The 22,107-nt window shown below is 50.4% G+C and carries 18 protein-coding genes; 4 read left to right on the top strand and 14 right to left on the bottom strand.

The genetic code is table 11. From position 1 onward, the window contains the following. Positions 1-102: 102 nt before the first annotated feature. From L4174_RS19230 to L4174_RS19240, 4 genes are all read right to left on the bottom strand, one after another. Positions 103-1,230, bottom strand: a complete 1,128-nt coding sequence (locus L4174_RS19230) for a hypothetical protein (protein WP_248142261.1) — start codon at positions 1,228-1,230, stop codon at positions 103-105. Between the two features lie 587 nt (positions 1,231-1,817). Then, entirely contained in the window at positions 1,818-1,952 is a 135-nt protein-coding gene (locus tag L4174_RS24060) for a hypothetical protein (RefSeq protein WP_256549388.1), read from the bottom strand. Positions 1,953-2,337: 385 nt separating this feature from the next. Then, a complete protein-coding gene (gene ppiC, locus L4174_RS19235) occupies positions 2,338-2,619 on the bottom strand; it encodes a peptidylprolyl isomerase PpiC (protein WP_248142260.1) in 282 nt (93 codons plus the stop codon). A gap of 87 nt (positions 2,620-2,706) precedes the next feature. Next, positions 2,707-2,943, bottom strand: a complete 237-nt coding sequence (locus L4174_RS19240; RefSeq protein WP_248142258.1) for a hypothetical protein — start codon at positions 2,941-2,943, stop codon at positions 2,707-2,709. Positions 2,944-3,141: 198 nt separating this feature from the next. Between L4174_RS19240 and L4174_RS19245 the strand changes: the two genes are divergently transcribed. Both L4174_RS19245 and L4174_RS19250 read left to right on the top strand, forming a co-directional pair. Further along, positions 3,142-4,788: an ABC-ATPase domain-containing protein gene (locus L4174_RS19245; RefSeq protein ID WP_248142257.1), complete on the top strand. Its 1,647-nt coding sequence runs from the start codon at positions 3,142-3,144 to the stop codon at positions 4,786-4,788. A gap of 266 nt (positions 4,789-5,054) precedes the next feature. Beyond that, positions 5,055-5,510, top strand: a complete 456-nt coding sequence (locus tag L4174_RS19250) for a hypothetical protein (protein WP_248142256.1) — start codon at positions 5,055-5,057, stop codon at positions 5,508-5,510. Between the two features lie 124 nt (positions 5,511-5,634). Here L4174_RS19250 and gabT read toward each other — a convergent pair whose 3' ends face one another. The 8 genes from gabT to L4174_RS19290 are packed head-to-tail and all read right to left on the bottom strand — an operon-like array spanning position 5,635 to position 14,543. Beyond that, positions 5,635-6,906 (bottom strand): 4-aminobutyrate--2-oxoglutarate transaminase, encoded by a 1,272-nt coding sequence (gabT, locus tag L4174_RS19255; protein ID WP_248142255.1) that lies wholly within the window; start codon positions 6,904-6,906, stop codon positions 5,635-5,637. Between the two features lie 12 nt (positions 6,907-6,918). Continuing rightward, the gene (locus L4174_RS19260) at positions 6,919-8,352 is read right to left on the bottom strand and encodes an NAD-dependent succinate-semialdehyde dehydrogenase (RefSeq protein WP_248142254.1); all 1,434 of its coding nucleotides are present in this window, start codon (positions 8,350-8,352) and stop codon (positions 6,919-6,921) included. A 54-nt stretch (positions 8,353-8,406) separates the two neighbouring features. Beyond that, on the bottom strand, positions 8,407-9,501 hold the full coding sequence (aguA, locus tag L4174_RS19265) for an agmatine deiminase (RefSeq protein ID WP_248142253.1): 1,095 nt from the start codon (positions 9,499-9,501) through the stop codon (positions 8,407-8,409). A gap of 39 nt (positions 9,502-9,540) precedes the next feature. Beyond that, on the bottom strand, positions 9,541-10,413 hold the full coding sequence (gene aguB, locus L4174_RS19270; protein ID WP_248142252.1) for an N-carbamoylputrescine amidase: 873 nt from the start codon (positions 10,411-10,413) through the stop codon (positions 9,541-9,543). A gap of 22 nt (positions 10,414-10,435) precedes the next feature. After that, the gene (locus L4174_RS19275) at positions 10,436-11,713 is read right to left on the bottom strand and encodes an FAD-binding oxidoreductase (RefSeq protein WP_248142251.1); all 1,278 of its coding nucleotides are present in this window, start codon (positions 11,711-11,713) and stop codon (positions 10,436-10,438) included. 12 nt (positions 11,714-11,725) lie between these two features. Next, the gene (locus L4174_RS19280; RefSeq protein WP_248142250.1) at positions 11,726-13,213 is read right to left on the bottom strand and encodes an aldehyde dehydrogenase; all 1,488 of its coding nucleotides are present in this window, start codon (positions 13,211-13,213) and stop codon (positions 11,726-11,728) included. Between the two features lie 24 nt (positions 13,214-13,237). After that, positions 13,238-13,792 carry an HTH-type transcriptional regulator PuuR gene (gene puuR, locus L4174_RS19285; protein ID WP_248142249.1) on the bottom strand — a complete coding sequence of 185 codons (555 nt, stop codon included), beginning with the start codon at positions 13,790-13,792 and terminating at the stop codon, positions 13,238-13,240. Continuing rightward, entirely contained in the window at positions 13,770-14,543 is a 774-nt protein-coding gene (locus L4174_RS19290; RefSeq protein WP_248142248.1) for a gamma-glutamyl-gamma-aminobutyrate hydrolase family protein, read from the bottom strand. The genes puuR and L4174_RS19290 overlap by 23 nt, the downstream gene beginning before the upstream one ends. Positions 14,544-14,748: 205 nt before the next feature. On the opposite strand from L4174_RS19290, the gene L4174_RS19295 reads away from it, so the two are divergent. Further along, complete coding sequence (locus tag L4174_RS19295; protein WP_248142247.1) at positions 14,749-16,095, top strand: glutamine synthetase family protein; 1,347 nt, start codon at positions 14,749-14,751, stop codon at positions 16,093-16,095. Between the two features lie 26 nt (positions 16,096-16,121). Then, complete coding sequence (locus L4174_RS19300) at positions 16,122-17,597, top strand: Na+/H+ antiporter NhaC family protein (RefSeq protein WP_248142246.1); 1,476 nt, start codon at positions 16,122-16,124, stop codon at positions 17,595-17,597. Positions 17,598-17,681: 84 nt separating this feature from the next. Here the strand turns inward: L4174_RS19300 and L4174_RS19305 are convergent, their stop codons facing one another. After that, a complete protein-coding gene (locus L4174_RS19305; protein ID WP_248142245.1) occupies positions 17,682-20,864 on the bottom strand; it encodes an efflux RND transporter permease subunit in 3,183 nt (1,060 codons plus the stop codon). A gap of 2 nt (positions 20,865-20,866) precedes the next feature. Continuing rightward, positions 20,867-21,967 (bottom strand): efflux RND transporter periplasmic adaptor subunit, encoded by a 1,101-nt coding sequence (locus tag L4174_RS19310; RefSeq protein WP_248142244.1) that lies wholly within the window; start codon positions 21,965-21,967, stop codon positions 20,867-20,869. Between the last annotated feature and the right edge of the window lie 140 nt (positions 21,968-22,107).

The following is a 22,107-nucleotide window of genomic DNA, read 5'->3' on the forward strand; positions in this document are numbered from 1 at the left end:
TACAGAACCGGCAGAACTTGGGCGAAGTGTCCAAAAAAATGGATTTAGTTGGTCATAGAAAGGCGAAGGTATAACCTTCGCCATATTTGGTTACTACATGTGTCATCGTTGGCTAATAGTAGCGATAAGCCCAACAACCCCGCCCCGCGGATCATTGACTGTTGACGTCATGCGAAAACCACCTTCGTTCTTATCAAAGCGTGTAACGCGCTGATTATACATTTCTCTAAACAACCCACTTAAATCAGATGGTATGCTCCTTAATACCTGCATAAATGTACCGTTGTCCTTCGTGTAGGGAACAGCAAATTGATGAGCAAAGATCAATGAAGAATCAGGTGAGTTAAATACGATAAGCCCTTCCGTGCCTCGAAGACCAAATTTGCGGTCAGAGAAATACAACCCACCAAAAATTACATCCTCGGGATTGTTCGGATTCGATGGATCGTTGAGAAATCTGCTTTTCATTTGAACCTTTGGAGAATCTAAATTTCCAGTCGCGTAATCAGACATGAAGTTTTTCATTTCTCCATGCTCCATATACAAGTTTCCTTCAGACTCTTGCCAATCTTGTACTACAAGCATCTGGTCCGTATCGTTGTACATAACGCCGAGGATTTTTTTCGGATTTTCCAAGAACAAATAAAGCAAAATGACGGCTAAAACGAGTACAACAGCCGTGACTGCTGTTTTCATACCAAGCGAGGTAATGCCAGTCCTAGTCGCCTGCAGCAACGTCTGGCCGCCTCTCCAAGCACTCCATGTAAGCTTCGCCCAAGCAGTGCCCACGGAAAATAATGTGCTACCTACCGTTTGAACCGCTAATTGTCCAGGAGTCTTGGCCTGGGCCATCGCTTCCATACGTTTGGACAGGTTAAAAACATAGTCGTAGACTTGCTTTCCTTGATATCTGCGAATGATTTCATAGTTGCTGCGCAGAACACAAATATTGGGCTCAGTTTCGATGTCTTTCTCTGCGAGAACACGTTGTAAAAGCGCATCGTCTTCATTATCAGTAAGTTGATGGCCAACTTCGTCATGCAACTGATCGATATTTGACAGAGCAGCTTCAACCATACGCGCTCTCAGCTTTTTCAATCGTTCGTCTTCGGTTAAAGCTTCGTTAGTAATGATAGACTTCAAGTCAACGTTCCAAAGCTTTTCTAAGCGTTCAACAATACCTAAAGCAACCTCTTTAGGACTCATCTCTTCGTGACTAATTGTACGCATTTCGAACTCCTTTGAGTTTTGTGGTCGTCTCCTTACGTTATTGAGTACGTAAGGTACGTACTGTGAAATACGTTGATATCTTTGATTACCCTAGCCAACGTACTTTCACTATCCGAAGCACAGCGTTTCATTTAATGCACGCTTTATTTAGCACGAAGAAAAAGTACACCATCGACGTAGCTGCACATCCATCAGAGCACGCTGCAGAACGGAGATTTATACGGATCAATTAAGACTGTTGAAATGCTGGTAAGGTTATATGCGCTTTGTTGTACTATCAAATCTAACTATTAGCGGAATTTAGTCGAAAATGTGATAGCTCATCAGGATTACAACTTGTAATCAGCCACCTACAGGAGATCGAAATGTAAAAAAAGTCTGGCGAGAATTATTCATACGGAACAAGATTTTTTTTTTCAAGAACGGTAAATTTTTTCATGGCAATTCAGTTCCTATGGCACTCTGAACTTGCCAGAATTTTCTAATTCAGGTTGCATCGATTTTGAGGGAGGAGGTCAGTAACCTAGCGAATCCATGCTGATTATTCATTCCACCAATGGCTACCAATTCCCCATCAATTCTAACAGTCACAGGAATTTCCCCTTGCCGTCAAATTGGTTTGCGCCACTTTGAAAGTCATCTTTGAGCCTGACTAGAAAACGAAAATCATCAGATTTACTTTCAGCAATGAGGTCTTGAATATCATTCGGTAATTCTTCCACTCTCTCGATCTTCATTAATTGACATAACGAATGACATGGACTCCCCTCTTTAGGCTTTGTCACACTTAGTAAGTCTGATCCCGTAACTACCGGAGGCCACTATGTCACAATCTATCTATGGCATTGATTTAGCCAACCAAGCTCAATATTCACGGCAAGGATAAGCGAGGCAAGGTGTTGATCCACAGAACAATAACACGATTGAGGTTGGCGGCGTCGGGAAAGCCTACAAGCGACCCGGACAACACCAAAGAATAGAAAGGCATTTCTGGGTACTCTTTTTGCTGAAAAAGAGTACCTGACGCGCTTAGCTTAATGGAATGCTGAGAGAAGTACCGAGTTCGAGCGCGACATACAAACTCCTTCAAAAGAGACCGTAAGCAGGTTACGTCCGATACAGCACCTTGATGACGTGATACCCAAACTTCGTCTTCACCGGGCCAATCGGCTCAAGCACTTTGCCGGTAAAAACAGCTTTATCGAATGCCGGAACCATGGCGCCTTTGCGGAATTCACCGAGATCACCACCACGTTTACCGGATGGGCAGGTGGAATATTTCTTTGCCAGCGTCTGGAACTTGGCGCCTTTCTTCAGCTGATTGAGAATGTCGTCAGCTTGTTCTTTATGTTTCACCAGAATGTGCAATGCTGCTGCGGTAGAGGCCATGATGCTCGCCTTTTTGTTACGGATACCAATTGGGCGGCAAGTGTGCGATAAATCACAGCCTCTGGCAAGTTTTCGCTCAAGGCAGGGTCAGGGCCACAAGGTCAGGTTCACCATACGAATGAGAATGCCCAGCACTATCGAGGCGACACCCAGACGGTAGAAATTGTATTCTTTCGCAGTCATGCTGATGCGCTTGAAAAACATGGTGGCTAACCCACCCCAGTCTTTGGTCCGCCGACCGTAAGTCACCATACTGGTCAGGAGCAAGATCAGCCCGACGGTGAGCAGCACCCATTCCGATGTCTTTGCGATAATTTCAAACATACTGACTCCTTTCAACGCATGTCCCGTGCATGTCTGTGATGATGCTGTTCACCTTGTCTGAAAAAAACGACAGGAAACATTAGACCATGGTTGCAAAGGCGATAAAGCGAGACCAAGATCACTGAATTACATGCACATCCGTGTGCTTTGGTGTAAACTCCTGCCCCCAATGTATTTAGCCAGTGATATCGAGACCCTATGGACTTACTGGAAGCCAGACTCAAAAAAATCGACCGACGCAATTACCGCAGCTACTCCAGCCTGCGTGGTCAGTACAACTTTGTTGATTACGATTTCTTTATCGATATCCCGCAATCGGATCCGTTCGCACCGGCAACCCGTGTGCGTGCACGCCGACAATGGTCGCTGACGGATCTGGCCTGGCTGAAAGAACAGTCGGCAGATTATCAGCGTGCGGCGCGTGATTTTATTGCCCGTCAGTTTGCTGAACTGGCAAAAGAAGTGAACGAGATTCAGATTGACCGTCCGGGTCAGGCTGTCCTGGATCGCACTGCAGTCGTTTTCGATGACGATGCCATTGAGCTGCGTTTCCGTGTTGATCTGCCTGCTGACGGTCGCACCATCATTGCCAAGAAAACATTGAACCTGCTGACGTTTACCCTGCCGAAAATTATCCGTCGTGCCACCATTGCCCGTGAGCTGCCGATGGAAGATCTGCGCCGTCACTGTGAAACGGTCGAAGATCAGGTCGCTCTGCGTGCGCAGTTGAAAGACAAGAACCTGATTGCCTTTGTCGCCGATAACAGTGTCTTGCCGCGACTGGCGGGCAACAGCGATCAGCCCATGCCGGATGCAGTCACCTTCAGAAGTCCGGACGAACTGGCCGTCGAACTGGAAGCACCGCATGCAGGTAAACTCCGCGGGATGGGTATTCCGACCGGGATCACCATGATCGTCGGTGGCGGCTTCCACGGTAAATCAACTTTGCTGAATGCGGTTGAAAATGCTGTGTATGACCATATCCCGGGCGACGGCCGTGAATATGTGGTGACCGATGAGACAGCAACCAAAATCCGCGCTGAAGATGGCCGTTGTGTGCACAGTGTGGATTTGTCACCTTACATCAGCAATCTGCCAATGGGCAAAGACACCACGTGTTTCAGCACCCAAAATGCTTCGGGTTCAACCTCGCAGGCTGCCTGGTTGCAGGAATCTCTCGAAGCTGGCGCTCAGACCCTGCTGATCGATGAAGACACCTCGGCATCGAACTTTATGATCCGCGATGAGCGGATGCAGGCGCTGATTGCGAAAGACGATGAACCAATTACACCATTGGTTGACCGTATTGCACTGCTGAGAAACCACCTGAATACATCTGTCATGCTGGTCATGGGGGGGTCTGGTGACTATCTGGACGTAGCTGATACCGTGATTCAGATGCACAGTTACGAAGCCGTCGACGTCACAGCTAAAGCAAAGATCGTGGTGCAGTCTCACCCGACACAACGCCAGCCGGAAGGCAGCGATACCATTGAGCGTCCGCGTACCCGTCAGCTGAACCGCTCCGGGTTACAGGCGCAACTGGAAGAAGGCAAGTTCCGGATTCAGGTGAAGAACAAGCAAGGACTGCGCTTTGGCCGTGAGTTTGTGGATCTGCAGGCGCTGGAACAGATTACCGATGCGAGTCAGTTACATGCCATCGGCTGGCTGTGGTGCCAGCTGGCTATGATGAAAGGCTGGGAAAAACAACCGGTCAAAGCCTTTGCTAAGATGCTGCATCAGGACTGGTTCCGCACCATGCCGAACTATGGTGATTTTGCCAAGCCGCGCGTAGTTGACGTGATGGCAGTGCTGAACCGGATGCGGAAAGCTGAGTTTAAATAAACAACTCAGTACAAATTCTTTTCTCATCTACAGGCATACTTCGGTATGCCTGTTTTTTTATTAGCCTTCTCAAAGGACATTCTATTTCAATTCTGAAAAACACATACAGCTTTCATTTTTATAGATGTGTTTTAAAGAAATCATATTGGTTATTAATCAAAGGTGTCTGTTTGGTGAAGACATAATATTATTTTGACTGTATTCATACAGTCTTAATGATGAGTCGAAGTGAGCCACTTTCAATTCAATGTCGAAAAGGGTTAATTATGAATAACCAAAATTTAGCTTATATGATACTCAATGATTCAGCGCGAATCTCCGAAGCCATTTCAACGGGGGCTGCTTGGGAAATATGGATGCAAGTAGAACTGATTCTCCTCTTCCGTCAGGGAGGAATACAGGCTACGCGTGAAGTACCTTATCCACCACCAAATGGTAATTGGCATTTAGACGCACTTGCACAAGATAATGATGGAAGGTATGCAATTGAACTTAAAGTTGAGAGTGCCAATAATTCTGGAGCAGCCGTCCTGGCTTCTGCACAACAAGACGTGAACAAAATCGTACATTATCCAGCGCCCAATCCCGGTTCAAGATGGGTTGTCGCAATTGGGTATAGTGTAAACGCAAGAAATGCCCTCCAAGGCTATGCCAATGATCAAAACAATTATTCGATATATCAGGAACAAAATTCAATCGGCGTGCTGATAATCACCGTTTGATCCGTGTTCTCAAAATCGTCCTTATTATATTGAACAAGTTCATGAGAAAAATAATATTGATTTGTCAAAGACAAAGGGCATACCTTCGTATGCCCTTTTCTTTCGTTCAACTGAAACGCATGAATTAAACCAAAGCAGCCAGCGCTTTTTTCACTTTCTCAATCCCTTCTGCCATCACATCATCTTCGATGGTCAGTGCCGGGAGGAATCGAATCACGTTCCCTTTCACACCGCAGGACAGCAGAATCACGCCTTCTTCCCGCGCCTGTGCCACCAGCGACTTGGTCAGTTCAGCCATCGGCGCACCAGTTTTCGGGTCAACAAATTCCACCGCAATCATGGCACCCAGGTTTCGCACATCACCAATCACCGGGAAATCTGACTGAAGTGCACGGAAGTGACTGGTCATCACTTCACCGATATTCAGCGCTTTCTGGCACAATTGGTCTTCATCAATGATTTTGAGCACTTCCAGACCTGCGACACAGCCCAGCGGAGAACCGGCATAAGTACCACCCAGGCCCCCCGGACCCGCAGCATCCATGATCTCAGCTTTACCGACAACCGCAGAAATCGGGAAGCCACCAGCAATACCTTTTGCCATCGTCATCAGATCCGGTTCGATCCCCAGATATTCCGTTGCAAACAGTTTCCCGGTCCGGGCAAAACCAGTCTGGATCTCATCTGCAATCAGAACGATCCCGTGTTTGTCACACAGTGCACGCAGTGCCTGCGCAAAGGCTGGCGGCGCCTGATAAAAACCGCCCTCGCCCTGCACCGGTTCAAAGATAATTGCCGCCACGCGGGATGGCTCGATATCGCAGGCGAACAGATCCGCAATGGCCTGCAAGCTGTCTTCAATACTGATGCCATGAAATGCATTCGGATAAGGTGCATGGTAAATCTCGCCCGGGAACGGACCAAAGCCAGCTTTATAGGGGGCGACCTTGCCGGTCAGGCCCATCGTCATGTTGGTCCGGCCATGGAAGCCGCCTTTGAACGCAATCACACCGCTGCGCTTGGTGTGCGCACGTGCGACTTTAATCGCGTTTTCAACCGCTTCCGCCCCGGTCGTCAGGAAGACTGCTTTTTTCGCCGACTCACCCGGCGCACGTTCGGTCAGTTGCTCTGCCAGTTCCACAAAAGCGGTATATGGTGTCACCATGGCACAGGTGTGAGAGAAATTATCCAGCTGTGCTTTCACCGCTTCCACGATACGCGGATGCGAATGACCGGTATTATTCACTGCGATACCAGAACCGAAATCGATAAAACGATTCCCTTCGATATCCCAAATTTCAGCGTTTTTCGCTTTCTCAACATAAATCGGACTCAGATTGCCCATGCCTTGTGCGATCACTTGCTGCTTACGTGTTTGCCAAGTTTGATTACTCATCACTCACCTTCCTTATGCCTGAATACCGCCAAAGCAGAGGTATTTAATATCCATATATTCGTCGATGCCCTGCTTCGCCCCTTCGCGGCCGATGCCGGACTGTTTCACACCGCCAAACGGTGCCACTTCTGTTGAGATCATGCCTTCGTTGATGCCAACCATGCCGTATTCCAGCGCTTCTGCCACTTTCCAGATCCGGTTGATGTTCTGGCTGTAGAAGTAAGACGCCAGCCCGTAAATGGTATCGTTCGCCATCTCAATCAGTTCTTCATCACTGCTGAAACGGATCACAGGTGCAATCGGGCCGAAAATTTCTTCCTGCACGATATCCATGTCATGACGGACATTGGCGAGAATCGTCGGCTGAACGAAAAGCCCTTCCAGTTGCTGCCCACCAGTCACCAAAGTGGCGCCCTGAGCCACAGTATGATCCGTCAGGTGCATGATTTTTTCTTTGGCCGACGTATCAATGACAGGCCCGATCGTCACGCCTTCATCCAGTCCGTTTCCGACTTTCAGGGTTTCTACCGCAGCTTTGAACTTCGCGACAAAAGCATCGTACACGCGGTCGTGTACATAGAAACGGTTGGCGCAGACACACGTCTGACCGGCATTGCGGAACTTCGACGCCATCGCGCCGGTAACTGCCAGATCAATATCTGCATCGTCAAACACGATGAAGGGTGCATTACCGCCCAGTTCCATCGACGTCCGTTTAATGCTGTCGGCGCATTGCTTCATCAGCAAACTGCCCACACGGGTCGAACCGGTGAAAGACAACTTGCGGATCAGCGGACTGTCGGTAAACACTTGGCCCACCAGGCTGGAAGAGGCATTCACCACCAGTTGCAGTAAGTCTCGCGGTATCCCCGCCTGATAACCCAGCTCTGCCACAGCATAAGCAGACAACGGCGTCTGGTTTGCAGGCTTACAGATAAAGCTGCATCCGGCGGCAAGAGCCGGGGCTGCTTTGCGGGTAAGCATGGCAATCGGGAAGTTCCATGGCGTAATGGCACATGCCACTCCAATCGGCTGTTTCACCGTCACGATACGCTTATCGGCCGTTGGCCCCGGAATGCTGTCGCCATACGTTCGTTTGGCTTCTTCAGCAAACCATTCAATAAAACTGGCGCCGTAAGCGACTTCACCTTTGGCTTCTGCCAGCGGCTTGCCCTGTTCCAGAGTCATCAGACGACCCAGGTCGGCCTGATTTTCCATCACCAGTTCAAACCAGCGGCGAAGAATCGCCGAGCGTGCCTTGGCACTGGTTTTTGCCCAGGCTTTCTGAGCAACATGCGCCCGCTCGATTGCAGAAACAATCTCCGCTTCATTCTGAGTCGGAATATGGCACAGCACTTCCCCGGTCGCCGGGTTCGTCACAGCCAGCGAAGTGTCAAACGGCTCGCACAGGAAGGCGAGCAAATTACGATTTTGAATTTGCTGCATAGTAAAACCTTTTCTTTCTATCGGGTTTGTCAGCGTGATGGGCTGGCAAGTGCGTTAAATATTGTTGACCGTCGGTATTTGCTGCGTAATGCAGTGAATATTGCCGCCGCCCAGTAAAACTTCACGGGTCGGAACACCAATAATCTCGTAATCCGGCAATGCCGCCTGCAGGATATCAATGGCCTGCTGGTCGCGGGCTGAATCAAGCAGCGGCAGGAACACTTTTTGATTACACATCAGAAAGTTGGCATAGGAGCCCCCTAACCGTTCTCCGGCTTCGCGTTTCATCCCGTCAGATGGTGCAATCCCCGCGGCTTCTGTTTCACTCAGATAAAGCGGCCCCGGAATCGGCAGCCGGTGCACCCGAATCGGACGGCCTTTGGCATCCGTACTGTTTTCCAGTACAGCCAGCGCACGACGCGAAATGTCATACTGCGGATCGTTCGGATCATCGCACCAGCTCAGAACCACTTCACCCGGCGCAATCACGTGTAACAGATTATCGATATGGCCGTTGGTCTCATCATTAAACAATCCGTCAGGCAGCCAGATCACCTGACTGATCGACAAATAATCGGCCAGACAGGCTTCAATCCCGGCTTTGGACAGATGCGGATTTCGACCCGCCGATAACAGGCACTCTTCCGTGGTATACAGGGTACCTTCCCCATCGGTATGAATTGCCCCGCCTTCCAAGACGAAAGGCGCCCGGTAGTAATCCATATTGAGATGATCGCAAATACGTACTGCGACAGCATCGTCATCGTCCCAGGGGACATACAGACCATCAACCTCACCACCCCAGGCGTTGAACTGCCAGCTGATCCCCCGGCGCTCACCCTGAGCATTGATCACCACGGTCGGACCGATATCCCGCATCCAGGCGTCGTTCAAGGGCATTTCAACCACCTCGACTGCTTCTGGCAGCAACAAGGTTGCATTCAGATACTGGTTGGTGCTGACGGCGACACATACTTTCGTATGTTGGCTGATGGCCGTCGCAACCTGAACAAAAGCATGCTGCGCTGGCTTCGCATGATCACGCCAGTTGTCAGGCCGTTCCGGCCATGCCAGCCAAACCTGTTCCTGCGGCGCAAACTCCGCAGGAAAATAAAAACCATCTTGTGAAGGGGTGCCCCGTAATTCCATGGCAAACTTCCTGTCCATTTCTGTGTACATTTTTACTGATCAGTGTTTACCGGTCAGTGAGTTGATCCGACCATACAGATCCGGACGACGGTCTCGGAACAATCCCCAGCTGTAACGGGCTTTTGCGGTCGCTTCGAGGTCGATCGTCGCGTAGATGATGGTTTCTTCATCCCGGCCCGCTTCTGCCAGTTTCTTCCCGGTGTGATCGGTAATGAATGACGAACCATAGAAAGTGGTTTCAATCCCGTCATCGGTTTCAACACCGGTTCTGTTCGCAGCAATCACAGGGACAAGGTTTGCTGCGGAATGGCCCTGCATGGTGCGCTGCCAGTGATCACGGGAATCCAGCGTCGGATCCTGCGGCTCAGAACCAATCGCCGTCGGATAGAAAATTGCTTCTGCCCCCGCTAAAGCAAGACAACGCGCCAGCTCAGGAAACCACTGATCCCAGCAGATCCCGACACCAAACTTACCAAAACGGGTCTCCCACACTTTGAAGCCGGTATCGCCGGGGCTGAAATAGAATTTCTCGCTGTAACCCGGACCATCTGGAATATGGGATTTACGGTAGTTTTCCAGGACCGTACCGTCGGCATCGATCATCACCAGAGAATTAAAAAAGCTGTTGCCGGATTTCTCAAAGTAACTGACAGGGATCACCACATTGTATTCGCGGGCCAGCTGGCTCATGTGATTGATTAACGGACTGCTGTCGGTTTCTTCCGCCAGATCAAAATACCGGGCAACCTGCTCTTTACAGAAGTAAGGGGCGGCAAAAAGCTCTTGCAGTACAACGACGTTGGCACCCTTTGCAGCCGCTTCTCTGACTGCGTCGCCAATTTTTTTCAGGTTATTGTCGATATCCCATGACATCGCAAGCTGCACTGAAGCAAAAGTCACTGTCTTAGACATGGTTCTCTTCCTTTTCCGTTCCTTAGATGGCGAGCTTGTCGCGTAAGTTATAGTAAGCGGCCCCAAGCGCCGTAAACGGCACCTGGAAATGACGCCCGCCCGGGAAGGCGTAATGACGCAGAGACGCGAATGCATCAAAACGCTCAGCATGTCCGGTCAGCGCTTCTGCCAGCAATTTGCCGGCGAGATGCGTACAAGTCACGCCATGGCCGCTGTATCCTTGCAGGTAATAAATATTGTCGGCAAAGCTGCCGAACTGAGGCATCCGGGAATAGGTCAGCAGGAAGTTACCGGTCCAGGCAAAGTCCAGTTTGACGCCTTTCAGTTGCGGGAAGACTTTTTCCATCTTCGGACGGATCAGTTTTTCCACGTTTTCAGGATCACGGGCCCCGTAAACCACACCGCCACCAAAGAGCATGCGGTTGTCCGCAGTGATGCGGAAATAATCCAGCAGGTAATTGCAGTCTTCCACGCAGTAACGCTGCGGCAAGAGTTCGTCACACAGTGCATCAGTCAGTTGTTCTGTGGTCACCACCTGAGTGCCGCAAGGAATCGCTTTATTGCTGATATTGGGTGCCAGTCCGCCCAGATAAGCGTTGCCCGCCAAAACCAGATATTGTGCTTTGACTGAACCCAGAGCTGTATGCGCGACAGGTTTTGCACCTTTTTCAATACGCGTCACAGCAGACTGTTCAAAAATCTGACCGCCGAGTCCCAGTATCACTTCGGCTTCGCCCAGCGCCAGTTTCAACGGGTGAATATGACCGCCCCGCATGTCCAGCAGACCACCTTCATAGACGTCTGTACCGATCATGGTTTGCAGCTCGGTTTTGTCGAGCATTCTCAGGTCTTTGTTTCCGTAGCGTTCCCAGTTGGCTTTGTGGTGTTTCAGCCCTTCGACCTGTTTAGTGTTCAGCGCAGTGAACAGACCGCCCTGCTTGTAATCACAGTCAATGTTGTGGTCTTGAATCAGGCCGCGAATGATATCGCCACCTTCAAAAATCATGTTGCAGAGCGCATCCGACGTTTTTTTGTCATAACGTTTTTCAATCACGTCGACATCACGGCTGTAACTGTTGACGATCTGACCGCCGTTACGGCCTGTCGCACCAAAGCCCACTTTTGCACTTTCCAGCACAACAACTTTGAAGCCTTTCTGAGCCAGATGCAGCGCGGATGAGAGTCCGCTGAACCCCGCACCGACAATACAGATGTCACATTCAATGTTGTCTGTCAGCGTTGGAAATTCGCGTGTAAAGTTCGCCGTTGAGGCGTAATAAGAACCAGTATGTTGAATCACAGTAAACTCCTTTTAGTACGACTCAAGACGAAGCCAGGTTGTTTTCACCTCGGTGAACTTCTCCAGCGCATGCAGTGATTTATCCCGACCGTTGCCGCTTTGTTTAAAGCCGCCAAACGGCACTGTCATATCGCCTTCGTTATAGTTATTGATCCAGACGGATCCTGCCTGAAGCTGACGCGCCACCCGGTGTGCACGATCCAGATCTGAAGTCCAGAGCGCAGCCCCCAGCCCGTACGGTGAATCATTGGCTATCGCAATCGCCTCTGCTTCGGTGCGGAACGGAATCACACAAAGCACCGGACCAAAGATTTCTTCGCGGGCCACCGCCATATCATTGCTGACATCGCCCAGCACTACTGGTGATACAAATGCGCCCTGACCGGCAACATCGCCTCCGCATAAAACACGGGCACCTGCGGCTTCCCCTGTCGCGACATAACCGAGCACTTTTGCTTTATGCTCCTGATCGATCAGCGCGCCCATGGCAGAAGTCGGATCCAGCGGATCTTTGGGTGTGAATGCTTTGGAAGCGGCAATAACTTTCTCGACGAACGCATCTTTGATGCTTTCATGAACCAGCAACCGGGTTGCGGCGACACAGACTTCGCCCTGGTTGTAAAAACAGCCTGATGCGGTTTCTGCTGCGGCTTTATCCAGATTCTTGTAATCCGCAAAAACGATATTGGCGTTTTTCCCGCCGGCTTCAGCCCAGACACGCTTCATGTTGGACTCACCGGAGCAGATCATCAGCTGACGTGCAACGCGGGTTGAGCCCGTGAAAGTGATGCAGTCGACATCCTCATGACGAGCCAGAGCGTCGCCAACTTCATGGCCATAGCCCGGCAGTACCTGGAACACACCGGCAGGGATCCCAGCCTGATTCGCCAGTTTGCCAAGATGAATTGCCGTGAGCGGTGATTTTTCGGACGGTTTCAGAATTACACTGTTTCCGGCTGCAAGCGCCGGACCCAGCTTCCAGCAGGCCAGCCAGAGCGGAAAGTTCCAGGGAACAATGGCGGCAACGACACCAATAGGCTGATGGGTAATATACGCGTGGACATTCACTTCCGTGGTTGCCACTTCACCGTAGGTTTTATCGATGGCTTCGGCGTACCAGCGAATGGCAGACGCCGCGCCCGGAATATCTGTACTGAAACTGTGACTGATGGGTTTACCGGTATCCAGTGTTTCCAGCAGCGCCAGGGTCTCACGGTCCTGTTCAATCAGGTCAGCGAATGCCAGTAACACCGCTTTTCGCTGAGCCGGACTCTGGAACTGCCAGTCACCACGCTGGAAGGCGCTTTTTGCCATCTCAACAGCAACTGCGGCATCCTTTGCATCACAACGGGCAACATCGGCAAGGTGTTCATCTGTGGCCGGGTTGATCACCGCAAAGGTGTCGCGACTTTGGGCATCCTGGTATTCACCATGAATGAATGCCCTGCATTCAATCTCTATCTGCTCTTTCAGTGCTGTCCATTGCTGTTGAGTGTTCATACGCCTTCCTTTCAGGTTGGGACGTCAGAAACTCGCCGGTGTATGTGCGCTGACGATCCGGCAAAGTTTGTCCGTATTGTTTGTAAACTTGTGCGGAATGCTGGTATCGAACAGGTAACTTTCCCCTTCGCGGATAACATAAGTTTTGTCACCCAGTGCCAGTTCAATTTCACCTTCCAAAACGGTACCGCTTTCCTCACCTTCGTGTTTGATGCTAATCAGTCCGGTGCTTGAATGAGGCTGATAGACCTCAATCAGAAATCCCATTTGCCGATCTTTCCGACCATCACAAACCAGCTTCATGGAGACTTGTTCATTCCCCATTTCAATCAGCTGATCCGGTTTGATCACGACAGGACGCTCTTCGAATTTCTGGTCCTGTGTGAAAAACTCTGACAGGGACATATCGAACACCTTCACAATCTTGTGCAGTGAACTGACGGACGGACTCACTTTGCTGTTCTCGATGGATGAGATCGCGCTGTGGGTAATGTCTGCTTTTTCTGCCAGTTCACGCTGCGATAATTTGTGTTCTTTTCTCAGCTGTGCAATTTTTTTACCAATGAGTTCTGATTCCATCTTTAAGGCTCCTTCGCTGTGAAGCCGATATCATAAACTGATCAAACAAAATTCGTGAAAAATGGTTTTCCGTCGCTTGCCATTCTGGGTGCCACTGCACACCAATGAAGAACGGGTGTGCCTTTAAACTAAAGGCTTCAATCAATCCATCCGGTGAAACGGCCTCCACGGTCAGACCGGGAGCTAACTGCCGCACCCCTTGCCCGTGCAAAGAATTCACCTGAATGTTATCCAACGGCGCCAGCCACTCAGCGAAGGTGCCATTGTCAGAAATATTTACCGGATGCGCCGGAGCATACTTCATTGCCATGTCATTCAGAGGGCTTTCCCGATGATCCTGAAACCCTGCCACTTCATGAACTTTCGGATGCAGTGTGCCGCCAAGCGCCACATTCATTTCCTGAAAACCACGACAAATCCCCAGAATCGGTACTTCTTGCTGAATGCAGGTGTCAATCAGTGAGAACGACAGCGCATCCCGGCCTTCATCTTTTTTGGGCTCATCATGCTCAGCGCCGTAACGGCCCGGCGCGACATTGGAGTGGCTGCCTGTCAGCAACACACCATCCACCAGTGAAATCAGCTGCCTGATTTCCGCTGCTGAAGAACCGGCAGGAAACAGCACCGGATTTGCCCCGAACAGCTTCACTGCATTGAGATAGAACTCATTCACACTTTGAATGCCATAGCCTTCCAGTGATTTTTTACAGCAGACAACGCCAATAACCGGGCCAGTTTGTGTTGAGTTCATTTTCAGTCTCTCCTGCAACTCATGTTCGATTTATTGAACAAACCTAGCTTAGAGCACGAATGAAATGCAACCCGTAATTTACAAGAATGTTACTAAAATTTGATCGACGTTCGATATTTTGAACAATTTGCGCACAATTATTGCCATTTCTCGATCATCTGTTAAATATAAGTTACAGGATGTATCCACACGAGGTGTTTCGTGAATGAACGGATTTAAAGAAGAAGTTAAAAATTTTAAACAAAAATGGCCTGAGGTGAGATTTGTTGATCTGCTGTTTACAGACATCAATGCCACCCCGCGAGGCAAGCGAATTCCGATTGAAGCAGTTGAAAAGATTGAAAAAGGGGTTTATCTCCCTCTCTCGACAATTTCACTGAGTATTGAGGGTAACGTCGTCGAGGAAGCAGGATTAGGAGAAGCACTGGGTGAACCCGATCATATCTGTTATCCGGTTCCGGGGACGCTGACACCTACATTTAATCCTGAAGTCGCACAGGTGATGCTGACCATGATGGATGAGTCCGGCACAAAGCCGACAGAGCTCTCCATAAGGAATGTCCTGATGAACCTGCTGGACCAGCTCCATCAGAAAGGCCAGTACCCGGTTGTTGCAATCGAGCTGGAGTTTTATCTGCTGGATAAACAGCGGGATGCTTTGGGTGGGATTCAGCCACCGCTGAACCCGGTCCACCACGACAGAGAACACCGTTCTGACGTTTATAATGTTGAAAATCTTGATGATTATTCTTCATTTCTGAGTGATCTGAATGACGCCGCCGTCCAGCAGGGCCTGAACACTTCCGGTGCGCTGTCTGAATCTGCTCCCGGACAATTTGAAATCAACTTCAATCATCAGCAGGATGTCGTCGATGCCTGTGATCAGGTGATTCTGGCCAAGCGCCTGATTCGTCAGGTCGCCCAGGCACATGATTTTGATGTGACCTTCATGGCGAAACCTTTTGCCGATGAAGCCGGTAACGGTAAACACATGCACCTGAGCGTGATTGATCCGGAAGGCAATAACCTGTTCTCCGATCCGCAAGGACAAGCCAGCCCCTTCTATTATCAGACTCTGGCCGCCATGCTGGCGATGATGCCTGATTCGATGGCACTGCTGTGTCCGAGTGTGAACTCATACCGAAGATTCTCCGCTTCAATGTATACCCCAACCCATGCAAACTGGGGGGAAAACCACCGCGGGGTTGCACTCAGGATTCCCATGAGTGACAGCAATAACCGCCGCATTGAACATCGTATCGCTGGCGCAGATGTCAACCCTTACGTTCTGGCATCAGTGATTCTGGCTGGCCTGCTTGCCAGCGAACGTTTTACTTTTGAGCAATGCCCACCACAACTGGCCGACAATGCGGTAGAGTTACCTCTGCGCATGCCGGACGCACTCATAAAGCTTGCATCAAGCGAGCTAATGTCGATGTACCTACCGCAACCCTTTATCTCGCTTTATCTAGCATGCAAGCAACGTGAACTGGCGGACTTTGAAAAAACCGTCACTCCACTGGAAGTTGACTGGATGCTTCATTCAGCATAACTGAAAGATAAGAAAGGAATTCTTGTATGACAGTGAAAACACCCACAATCGATGCGCCACAAAAGCCGAGTGTAAAAAGCATGTCGGCGATTCTGGCGATTGCCGGCATCATCGGAACCTTCACCATGATTGGTAATACCCATGAAGCCGGAACCGCTTATGGCTGGTACAGCCTGTTGCCGACACTTTTTGTTCTGGCCGTAGCGTTACTGACGCACCGAACGGTCGAAGCCCTGTTCAGTGGCGCACTGGCCGGCCTGATCATGATTGATCCGCAGCAGATCGTCGGCAACGTCGTCAGCATGTCCATGGATGTCATGATGGATGAAACCATTGCCTGGCTGATTCTGGTCTGTGGCCTCATGGGCGGCTTAATCACCATTCTAGAAAAAGGCGGCAGTATCCTGAGCTTCAGCGAAGCACTGGTGACCAAAGTCAAAAGCAAACGACAGTCAATGATTCTGACGTTCGTGCTGGGTATTCTGGTTTTCATTGATGATTACCTCAATGCCATTGCGATCTCTTCTTCCATGAAGCGCATCACCGACAGTTATCAGATCTCTCGTGAGAAGCTGGCCTATCTGGTTGACTCCACCGCAGCGCCGGTTTGTATCCTGCTGCCGATTTCAACCTGGGCGATTTTCTTCAGCTCGCTGCTTGAAGACAATAATGTTGCTTCTTCAGGAAAAGGCATCACTGCTTATATTGAGGCAATTCCGTATATGGCGTACGGCTGGGTAACCCTGCTGGTGGTCTTGCTGGTTGCCTTGGGTAAGATTCCGGATCTCGGAGCCATGAAAGCGGCAGAAAAGCGTGCGCAGAATGGTCAGGTTCAGCCTGAAGGTGGTGTCGATATCGCACTGGGCGCAGATGTGAAACCACATCCGAATTCAACCATTGGCGTACTGAACTTTGTCCTGCCGATGGTCGTGCTGGTCGCGGCAAGCTGGTACTTCGATATCGACCTGCTGGCAGGAGTTTTCGTTGCCATGATTTTCACCATGTGCCTGTACGGCGTACAGCGTCTGATGCCGGCTAACACCATGTTTGAAGCCGTTTACGATGGCATCAAAATCATGATGCTGCCACTGGCGACTGTCATTGCCGGTTTCATGCTGAAAAACGTCAACGACCAGTTGGGTCTGACACAGTATGTCATCGAAACGGTTGCGCCATGGTTGTCAGCCAAGATGTTCCCGGCTGTGATTTTCCTGGTGATGGCAGCATTGGTTTTCGCTACTGCATCCTCCTGGGGATTGTTTGCGGTTGCAATGCCAATTGTATTCCCGCTGGGTGCACATTTAGGTGTGCCAGTCTCAATTACGATTGGTGCCCTGTTGTCGGCCTCTGCAGCTGGTAGTCACTCATGTTTCTTCAGTGACTCCACTGTCCTGTCTGCGCAAGGCAGCGGCTGTACCGCCATGCAGCACGCCCTGACGCAAATTCCTTATGCACTGATTGGTATTGTTGCAACCGCCGTGTTTTTCTTTGCGATTGCCTGATCACGAGCAACTCAATCAGCCCAAGAAAAAACCGCCACCTGAAAAGGTGGCGGTTTCCTTATATAAGCAGCTTCAATCAGATGATCAGCTGACACGCTCCAGCGCTTTCAGTTCAGATTCAGTCTGATCCTTTTCCGCTTCGTCAATCAGGTGTGGCGAATTTTGGTTCCTGTGTTTCTCCGCTTTTCGCTGCTGCCGGTGAATCCCCAGTGCCAACATGCAAGGGGTAATCACCAGTGTCAGAACGGTTGCGAAAGCCAGACCACCTGCAACCGCAGTCGCGAGCTGTGCCCACATCTGGGTCGATGGCGCTCCGAACTCCACTTTACGCTGAATCAGATCCACGTTGACCATCATAACCATCGGCATCAAGCCGAGAATCGTGGTCACTGTGGTCATCAGCACAGGACGCAGACGCTGAGCACCAGTCCGGAGAATCGCTTCAATCGCTTCCATTCCCTGATTGCGCAGGACGTTATAGGTATCGATCAGAACGATATTGTTATTCACCACAATCCCGGCCAGCGAAATAATCCCGATCCCGGACATGACGATCCCAAACGGCTGGTTGAACACCAGCATGCCCAACAGAACGCCAACAGTCGAAAACAGTACAGCCGACAGGATCAAAAATGCCTGATAGAAGGAATTGAACTGGGTCACCAGAATAATCGCCATAACTGCCATCGCGACCATGAATGCTTTGCTGAGAAACGCAGAGGCTTTCTCCTGTTCCTCATTCTCACCCCGCAGTGTGATCTGCACTCTTGGATCCAGTCCCAACTCCGGCAGTCGTGCCATCACCTCTGGCAGCACTTTACTCAGGTTATAACCCGGTGCCATATCTGCCGTGACCGACAATGCCTGACGTCCGTCGACTTTCTTGATGGTATCGAGCTTATTCGCAGCCTGCAGCGTACTGAAGTTGCTCAGGGGCACCTGTCCCTGTGCCGTTTTCAGACGCAGCTCTTCCAGCCGGGTAATGTGACGGTATTGTTCAGGGAAACGCACCCGAATATCCATCTCATCATCCACGTCATCAGCACGGTACTCGCCCAGTGTCAGACCTGTGGTCACAAACTGGACGTTGTTACCCACCAATGTTGCATCAGCACCGAATCGCGCGGCGTCACGGCGATCGACTTTGATTTGCCACTCAATACCGGGTTTCGGGCCCGTATCATCAATATTGGTGAATGCCGGATTGGACTCAAGTTCCTTCCTGACCTTGCTTACGGTCTCTTTCAGCAAGTCCGGGAAACGGGAACTGAGCTGAATGTTCACGTCTTTATCCCCTGTCGGCGGACCGGATTCATCCTGCTTGACTTCAATTTCCAGACCGGCCAGACCGGCAGTCCGTGCTTTAATAGCTTCGACCGTTTCAGCGGCCGGACGACGGTCCTGCCAGTCAATCAGATTCACCCGGAGCATGCCGATTTTGTCATCTCCGCCCGTACGGGCATAGAGCGTTTCAATCTCAGGCAAATCCAGGATCCGGGACTCGACTTCTTTGATCAGAACATCTTTTTCTTCGATAGATAAATCGCCCTGAGATCGCACCACGATATTAAAGCCTTCAGGCTCGACTTCCGGGAAGAATTCAGTGCCGTTACCCGCTTTTCCGTACAGCACAATCACCGCAGCAGAAAATGCCAGCGCACCAAACAGAACTTTCCATGGGCGTTTGACTGCCGCTTTGAGTACGCGTACGTAAGCACCGGTCAGCCCGGGCAAATGTTCGATATCACCTTCTTCGGCTTCAATCAGTTGCTGACGTTTTTCCACTGAAATCGGACGCGGTCGGCCAAACAAACCTCCCAGTGTCGGGACAAAGATCAAAGCCATCAGCAGCGAAGCCACCAGCGTCATGATCAGGGTCAGCGGCAAAAACTTCATGAACTCGCCCATAATGCCGGGCCAAAACAAAAGCGGACCAAACGCTGCCAGCGTCGTTGCGGTTGAAGCAATAATGGGCCATGCCATCCGCTTGGATGCCTTTTTATAAGCTTCGCTTCTGGGCGTCCCTTCACTCATTTCCCGATCGGCGTATTCTGTCACCACAATCGCGCCGTCAACCAACATCCCCACCGCCATGATCAGGGCGAACAACACCACCATATTGACGGTATAGCCCAGCACAGAGAGCGCCAGAATCCCGGTAAGAAATGAGCCGGGAATTGCAATGCCCACCAGCATGGCAGTTCGTCCGCCAAGAATGGCGATAATGACGATCACCACCAGCAAGATCGCAGACAAGACGTTATTTTGCAGGTCGTTGAGCATCGTTTTCACATGCTCTGACTGGTCACCGGTATAGTCGACCTGAATGTTAGATGGCCAGAACTCACGCTCACTCTCAATCAGCGCTTTCACTTTATCAACCGTTTCGATGATGTTCTCACCCGGGCGCTTCTTCACCTCAAGCGATACCGCCGGCTGGCCATTCACCCGTGCGTAAGACTGAGCATCCTGAAAAGTCCGGCGCACCGTCGCCACATCACCAAAGGTCACGACTTTGTCGCCGGATACTTTCACCGGCATATCCATCACATCTTTGATGTTGTCAAAAACGGACGGCAACTTGATTGGAAACCGGCCCTGACCGCTGTCCAGCGTACCGGCTGCAACCAGACGGTTATTTCTGGAAATCAGATTGTAGATATCTTCCTGATCCAGGTTGTAGCTTTCCATCAGCAGCGGGTCGACCAGAATTTCAATCATGTCTTCCCGGTCACCGCCAATATCGACTTCCAGCACTTCCCGCATGCCTTCAAGCTTGTCCTGCAAATCCCGCGCGATAGTAATCAAGGCCCTTTCCGGGGCAGTACCGGACAACATGACAGTAACCGCCGGACTTTCCGAAGCCATCGTCACTTCGTTTACTGTCGGTTCATCGGTCTCATCCGGCAGCTTGGCTTTCGCCAGACTCACTTTCTCACGAACATCAGCCAGCGCTTCTTTCGTATCGCCCCCCGCTTCAAACTCAAGCAGGACTGAGGCATGACCTTCGCTGGCTGTCGACGTCATTTCCTTGACGCCGTCAATCCCACGCAGTTCCTGCTCCATAGGCCTTAACAGCAAGCGTTCGGCATCTTCCGGAGAAATACCACTGTGAGAAATGGAAACATAAATAAAAGGTATCGTAATATCCGGTTCCGCTTCCTTCGGAATACTGTGATAACTCATATAACCGCTGATCAGAAGCAACAGCAAAACCATTACAATGGTGCGGGTGCGATGCAATGCTGCATCAATAATCCCAAGCATCCTCAGTTCTCCATTTTAATTGCTTCTACTTGATCACCCGCGCGGACAAAACCCTGTCCTACCGTAATCACATCCACTTTACCGGAGAACCCACCTAACCAGGTGCCATCACCATCGCTTTTCACAACTTTAACCGGCGTAAAGACAACGTGATCCTGAACCACTGTTTTGACTCCAAGGTTACCGACTTCATCCAGTGCCAATACCGCTGGCGTTACTTTGATGGCTTCCGTTTGTTCCAGCGGAACCTGTAATTCAGCACTGGTCCCGGCCAGCAAGTGAAGATCGGGATTGGCAAGAGACACTTCGATCCGGAAAGTATTCGTTTCTTCATTCGCGACTTTCGAAATATACCGGACCTTGCCTGATGCCTGTTCATTCCCAATCAAACGGGCTTCCGCTTCCTGATTCAGGCGAATATGCTGGATATCACTTTCTGTGACATCGGCGCGAACGATCAGCGGGTCTATATCCGCAATCATACCCACCGGATCACCGGGCTGAACGTAGTCACCCACTTCAACCATCCGGTCATTGAGGATGCCGCTGAGCGGTGCGCGAATGGTTGTTTTTTCCAGCATCAGCGTTAATGACGCAACATTTGTCTGAGCATCAACCAGTGCAGCTTCAGCTTCAGCCAGTCTTGCCCGGCCCTGAAACCCCTTTGAGTTAAGTTGTTTCGCCCCGTCAAATTCTATCTGACGCTGCTTCAGCAGTGCTTTGGCCCGTCTCAGCTGATCGGGTCTGTCATCTTTCGCCAGATTGGCAATAACCTGACCTGCTTCCACATAACTTCCGCGCTGCGCAACCACTTCAATGATTCGTCCGTCCACTTCAGCTTTTACAGTGGCCTGACGATTCGGTTCAGTTTTGCCATAAAGGGTCAGGCTGCGAAACACTGGTTCAGCCTCAAATGTCGTGATACGAACTTTAGGAACAGGTGCCTGCGAAGCTTGCTTCTCGGGTCCGTCATTCTGCACAGACTGGCTTTCACCTGCGCCCTGCCCGGAAAGCATCCAGCCAATAATCGCCAGCGTAATGACAATGGCATAAATATAAGGTCTTGCGGCCAGCCACCTGGACACGGCACGTAGTCCTCTCATCCTGTTCTCCTTTTTATGACGAAACGTCACAATGACCACAACTCAAGTCTAATGCAATTTCAGTCGACTCATTTTAATTTATGATAAGAGACTGAATAACAGCAGAGAGCCGTTACTGATAAAAGCGACAAATATATTGG

It is taken from the genome of Photobacterium sp. CCB-ST2H9, from assembly GCF_023151555.2.
Lineage (GTDB): Bacteria > Pseudomonadota > Gammaproteobacteria > Enterobacterales > Vibrionaceae > Photobacterium.

What these genes read in the sequence shown, in the direction of transcription:
- L4174_RS19230 (WP_248142261.1), bottom strand. Translation starts at nt 1,230, where the DNA reads ATGCGTACAATTAGTCACGAAGAGATGAGTCCTAAAGAGGTTGCTTTA.
- ppiC (WP_248142260.1), bottom strand. Translation starts at nt 2,619, where the DNA reads ATGGCCTCTACCGCAGCAGCATTGCACATTCTGGTGAAACATAAAGAA.
- L4174_RS19240 (WP_248142258.1), bottom strand. Translation starts at nt 2,943, where the DNA reads ATGTTTGAAATTATCGCAAAGACATCGGAATGGGTGCTGCTCACCGTC.
- L4174_RS19245 (WP_248142257.1), top strand. Translation starts at nt 3,142, where the DNA reads ATGGACTTACTGGAAGCCAGACTCAAAAAAATCGACCGACGCAATTAC.
- L4174_RS19250 (WP_248142256.1), top strand. Translation starts at nt 5,055, where the DNA reads ATGAATAACCAAAATTTAGCTTATATGATACTCAATGATTCAGCGCGA.
- gabT (WP_248142255.1), bottom strand. Translation starts at nt 6,906, where the DNA reads ATGAGTAATCAAACTTGGCAAACACGTAAGCAGCAAGTGATCGCACAA.
- L4174_RS19260 (WP_248142254.1), bottom strand. Translation starts at nt 8,352, where the DNA reads ATGCAGCAAATTCAAAATCGTAATTTGCTCGCCTTCCTGTGCGAGCCG.
- aguA (WP_248142253.1), bottom strand. Translation starts at nt 9,501, where the DNA reads ATGGAATTACGGGGCACCCCTTCACAAGATGGTTTTTATTTTCCTGCG.
- aguB (WP_248142252.1), bottom strand. Translation starts at nt 10,413, where the DNA reads ATGTCTAAGACAGTGACTTTTGCTTCAGTGCAGCTTGCGATGTCATGG.
- L4174_RS19280 (WP_248142250.1), bottom strand. Translation starts at nt 13,213, where the DNA reads ATGAACACTCAACAGCAATGGACAGCACTGAAAGAGCAGATAGAGATT.
- puuR (WP_248142249.1), bottom strand. Translation starts at nt 13,792, where the DNA reads ATGGAATCAGAACTCATTGGTAAAAAAATTGCACAGCTGAGAAAAGAA.
- L4174_RS19290 (WP_248142248.1), bottom strand. Translation starts at nt 14,543, where the DNA reads ATGAACTCAACACAAACTGGCCCGGTTATTGGCGTTGTCTGCTGTAAA.
- L4174_RS19295 (WP_248142247.1), top strand. Translation starts at nt 14,749, where the DNA reads ATGAACGGATTTAAAGAAGAAGTTAAAAATTTTAAACAAAAATGGCCT.
- L4174_RS19300 (WP_248142246.1), top strand. Translation starts at nt 16,122, where the DNA reads ATGACAGTGAAAACACCCACAATCGATGCGCCACAAAAGCCGAGTGTA.
- L4174_RS19305 (WP_248142245.1), bottom strand. Translation starts at nt 20,864, where the DNA reads ATGCTTGGGATTATTGATGCAGCATTGCATCGCACCCGCACCATTGTA.
- L4174_RS19310 (WP_248142244.1), bottom strand. Translation starts at nt 21,967, where the DNA reads ATGAGAGGACTACGTGCCGTGTCCAGGTGGCTGGCCGCAAGACCTTAT.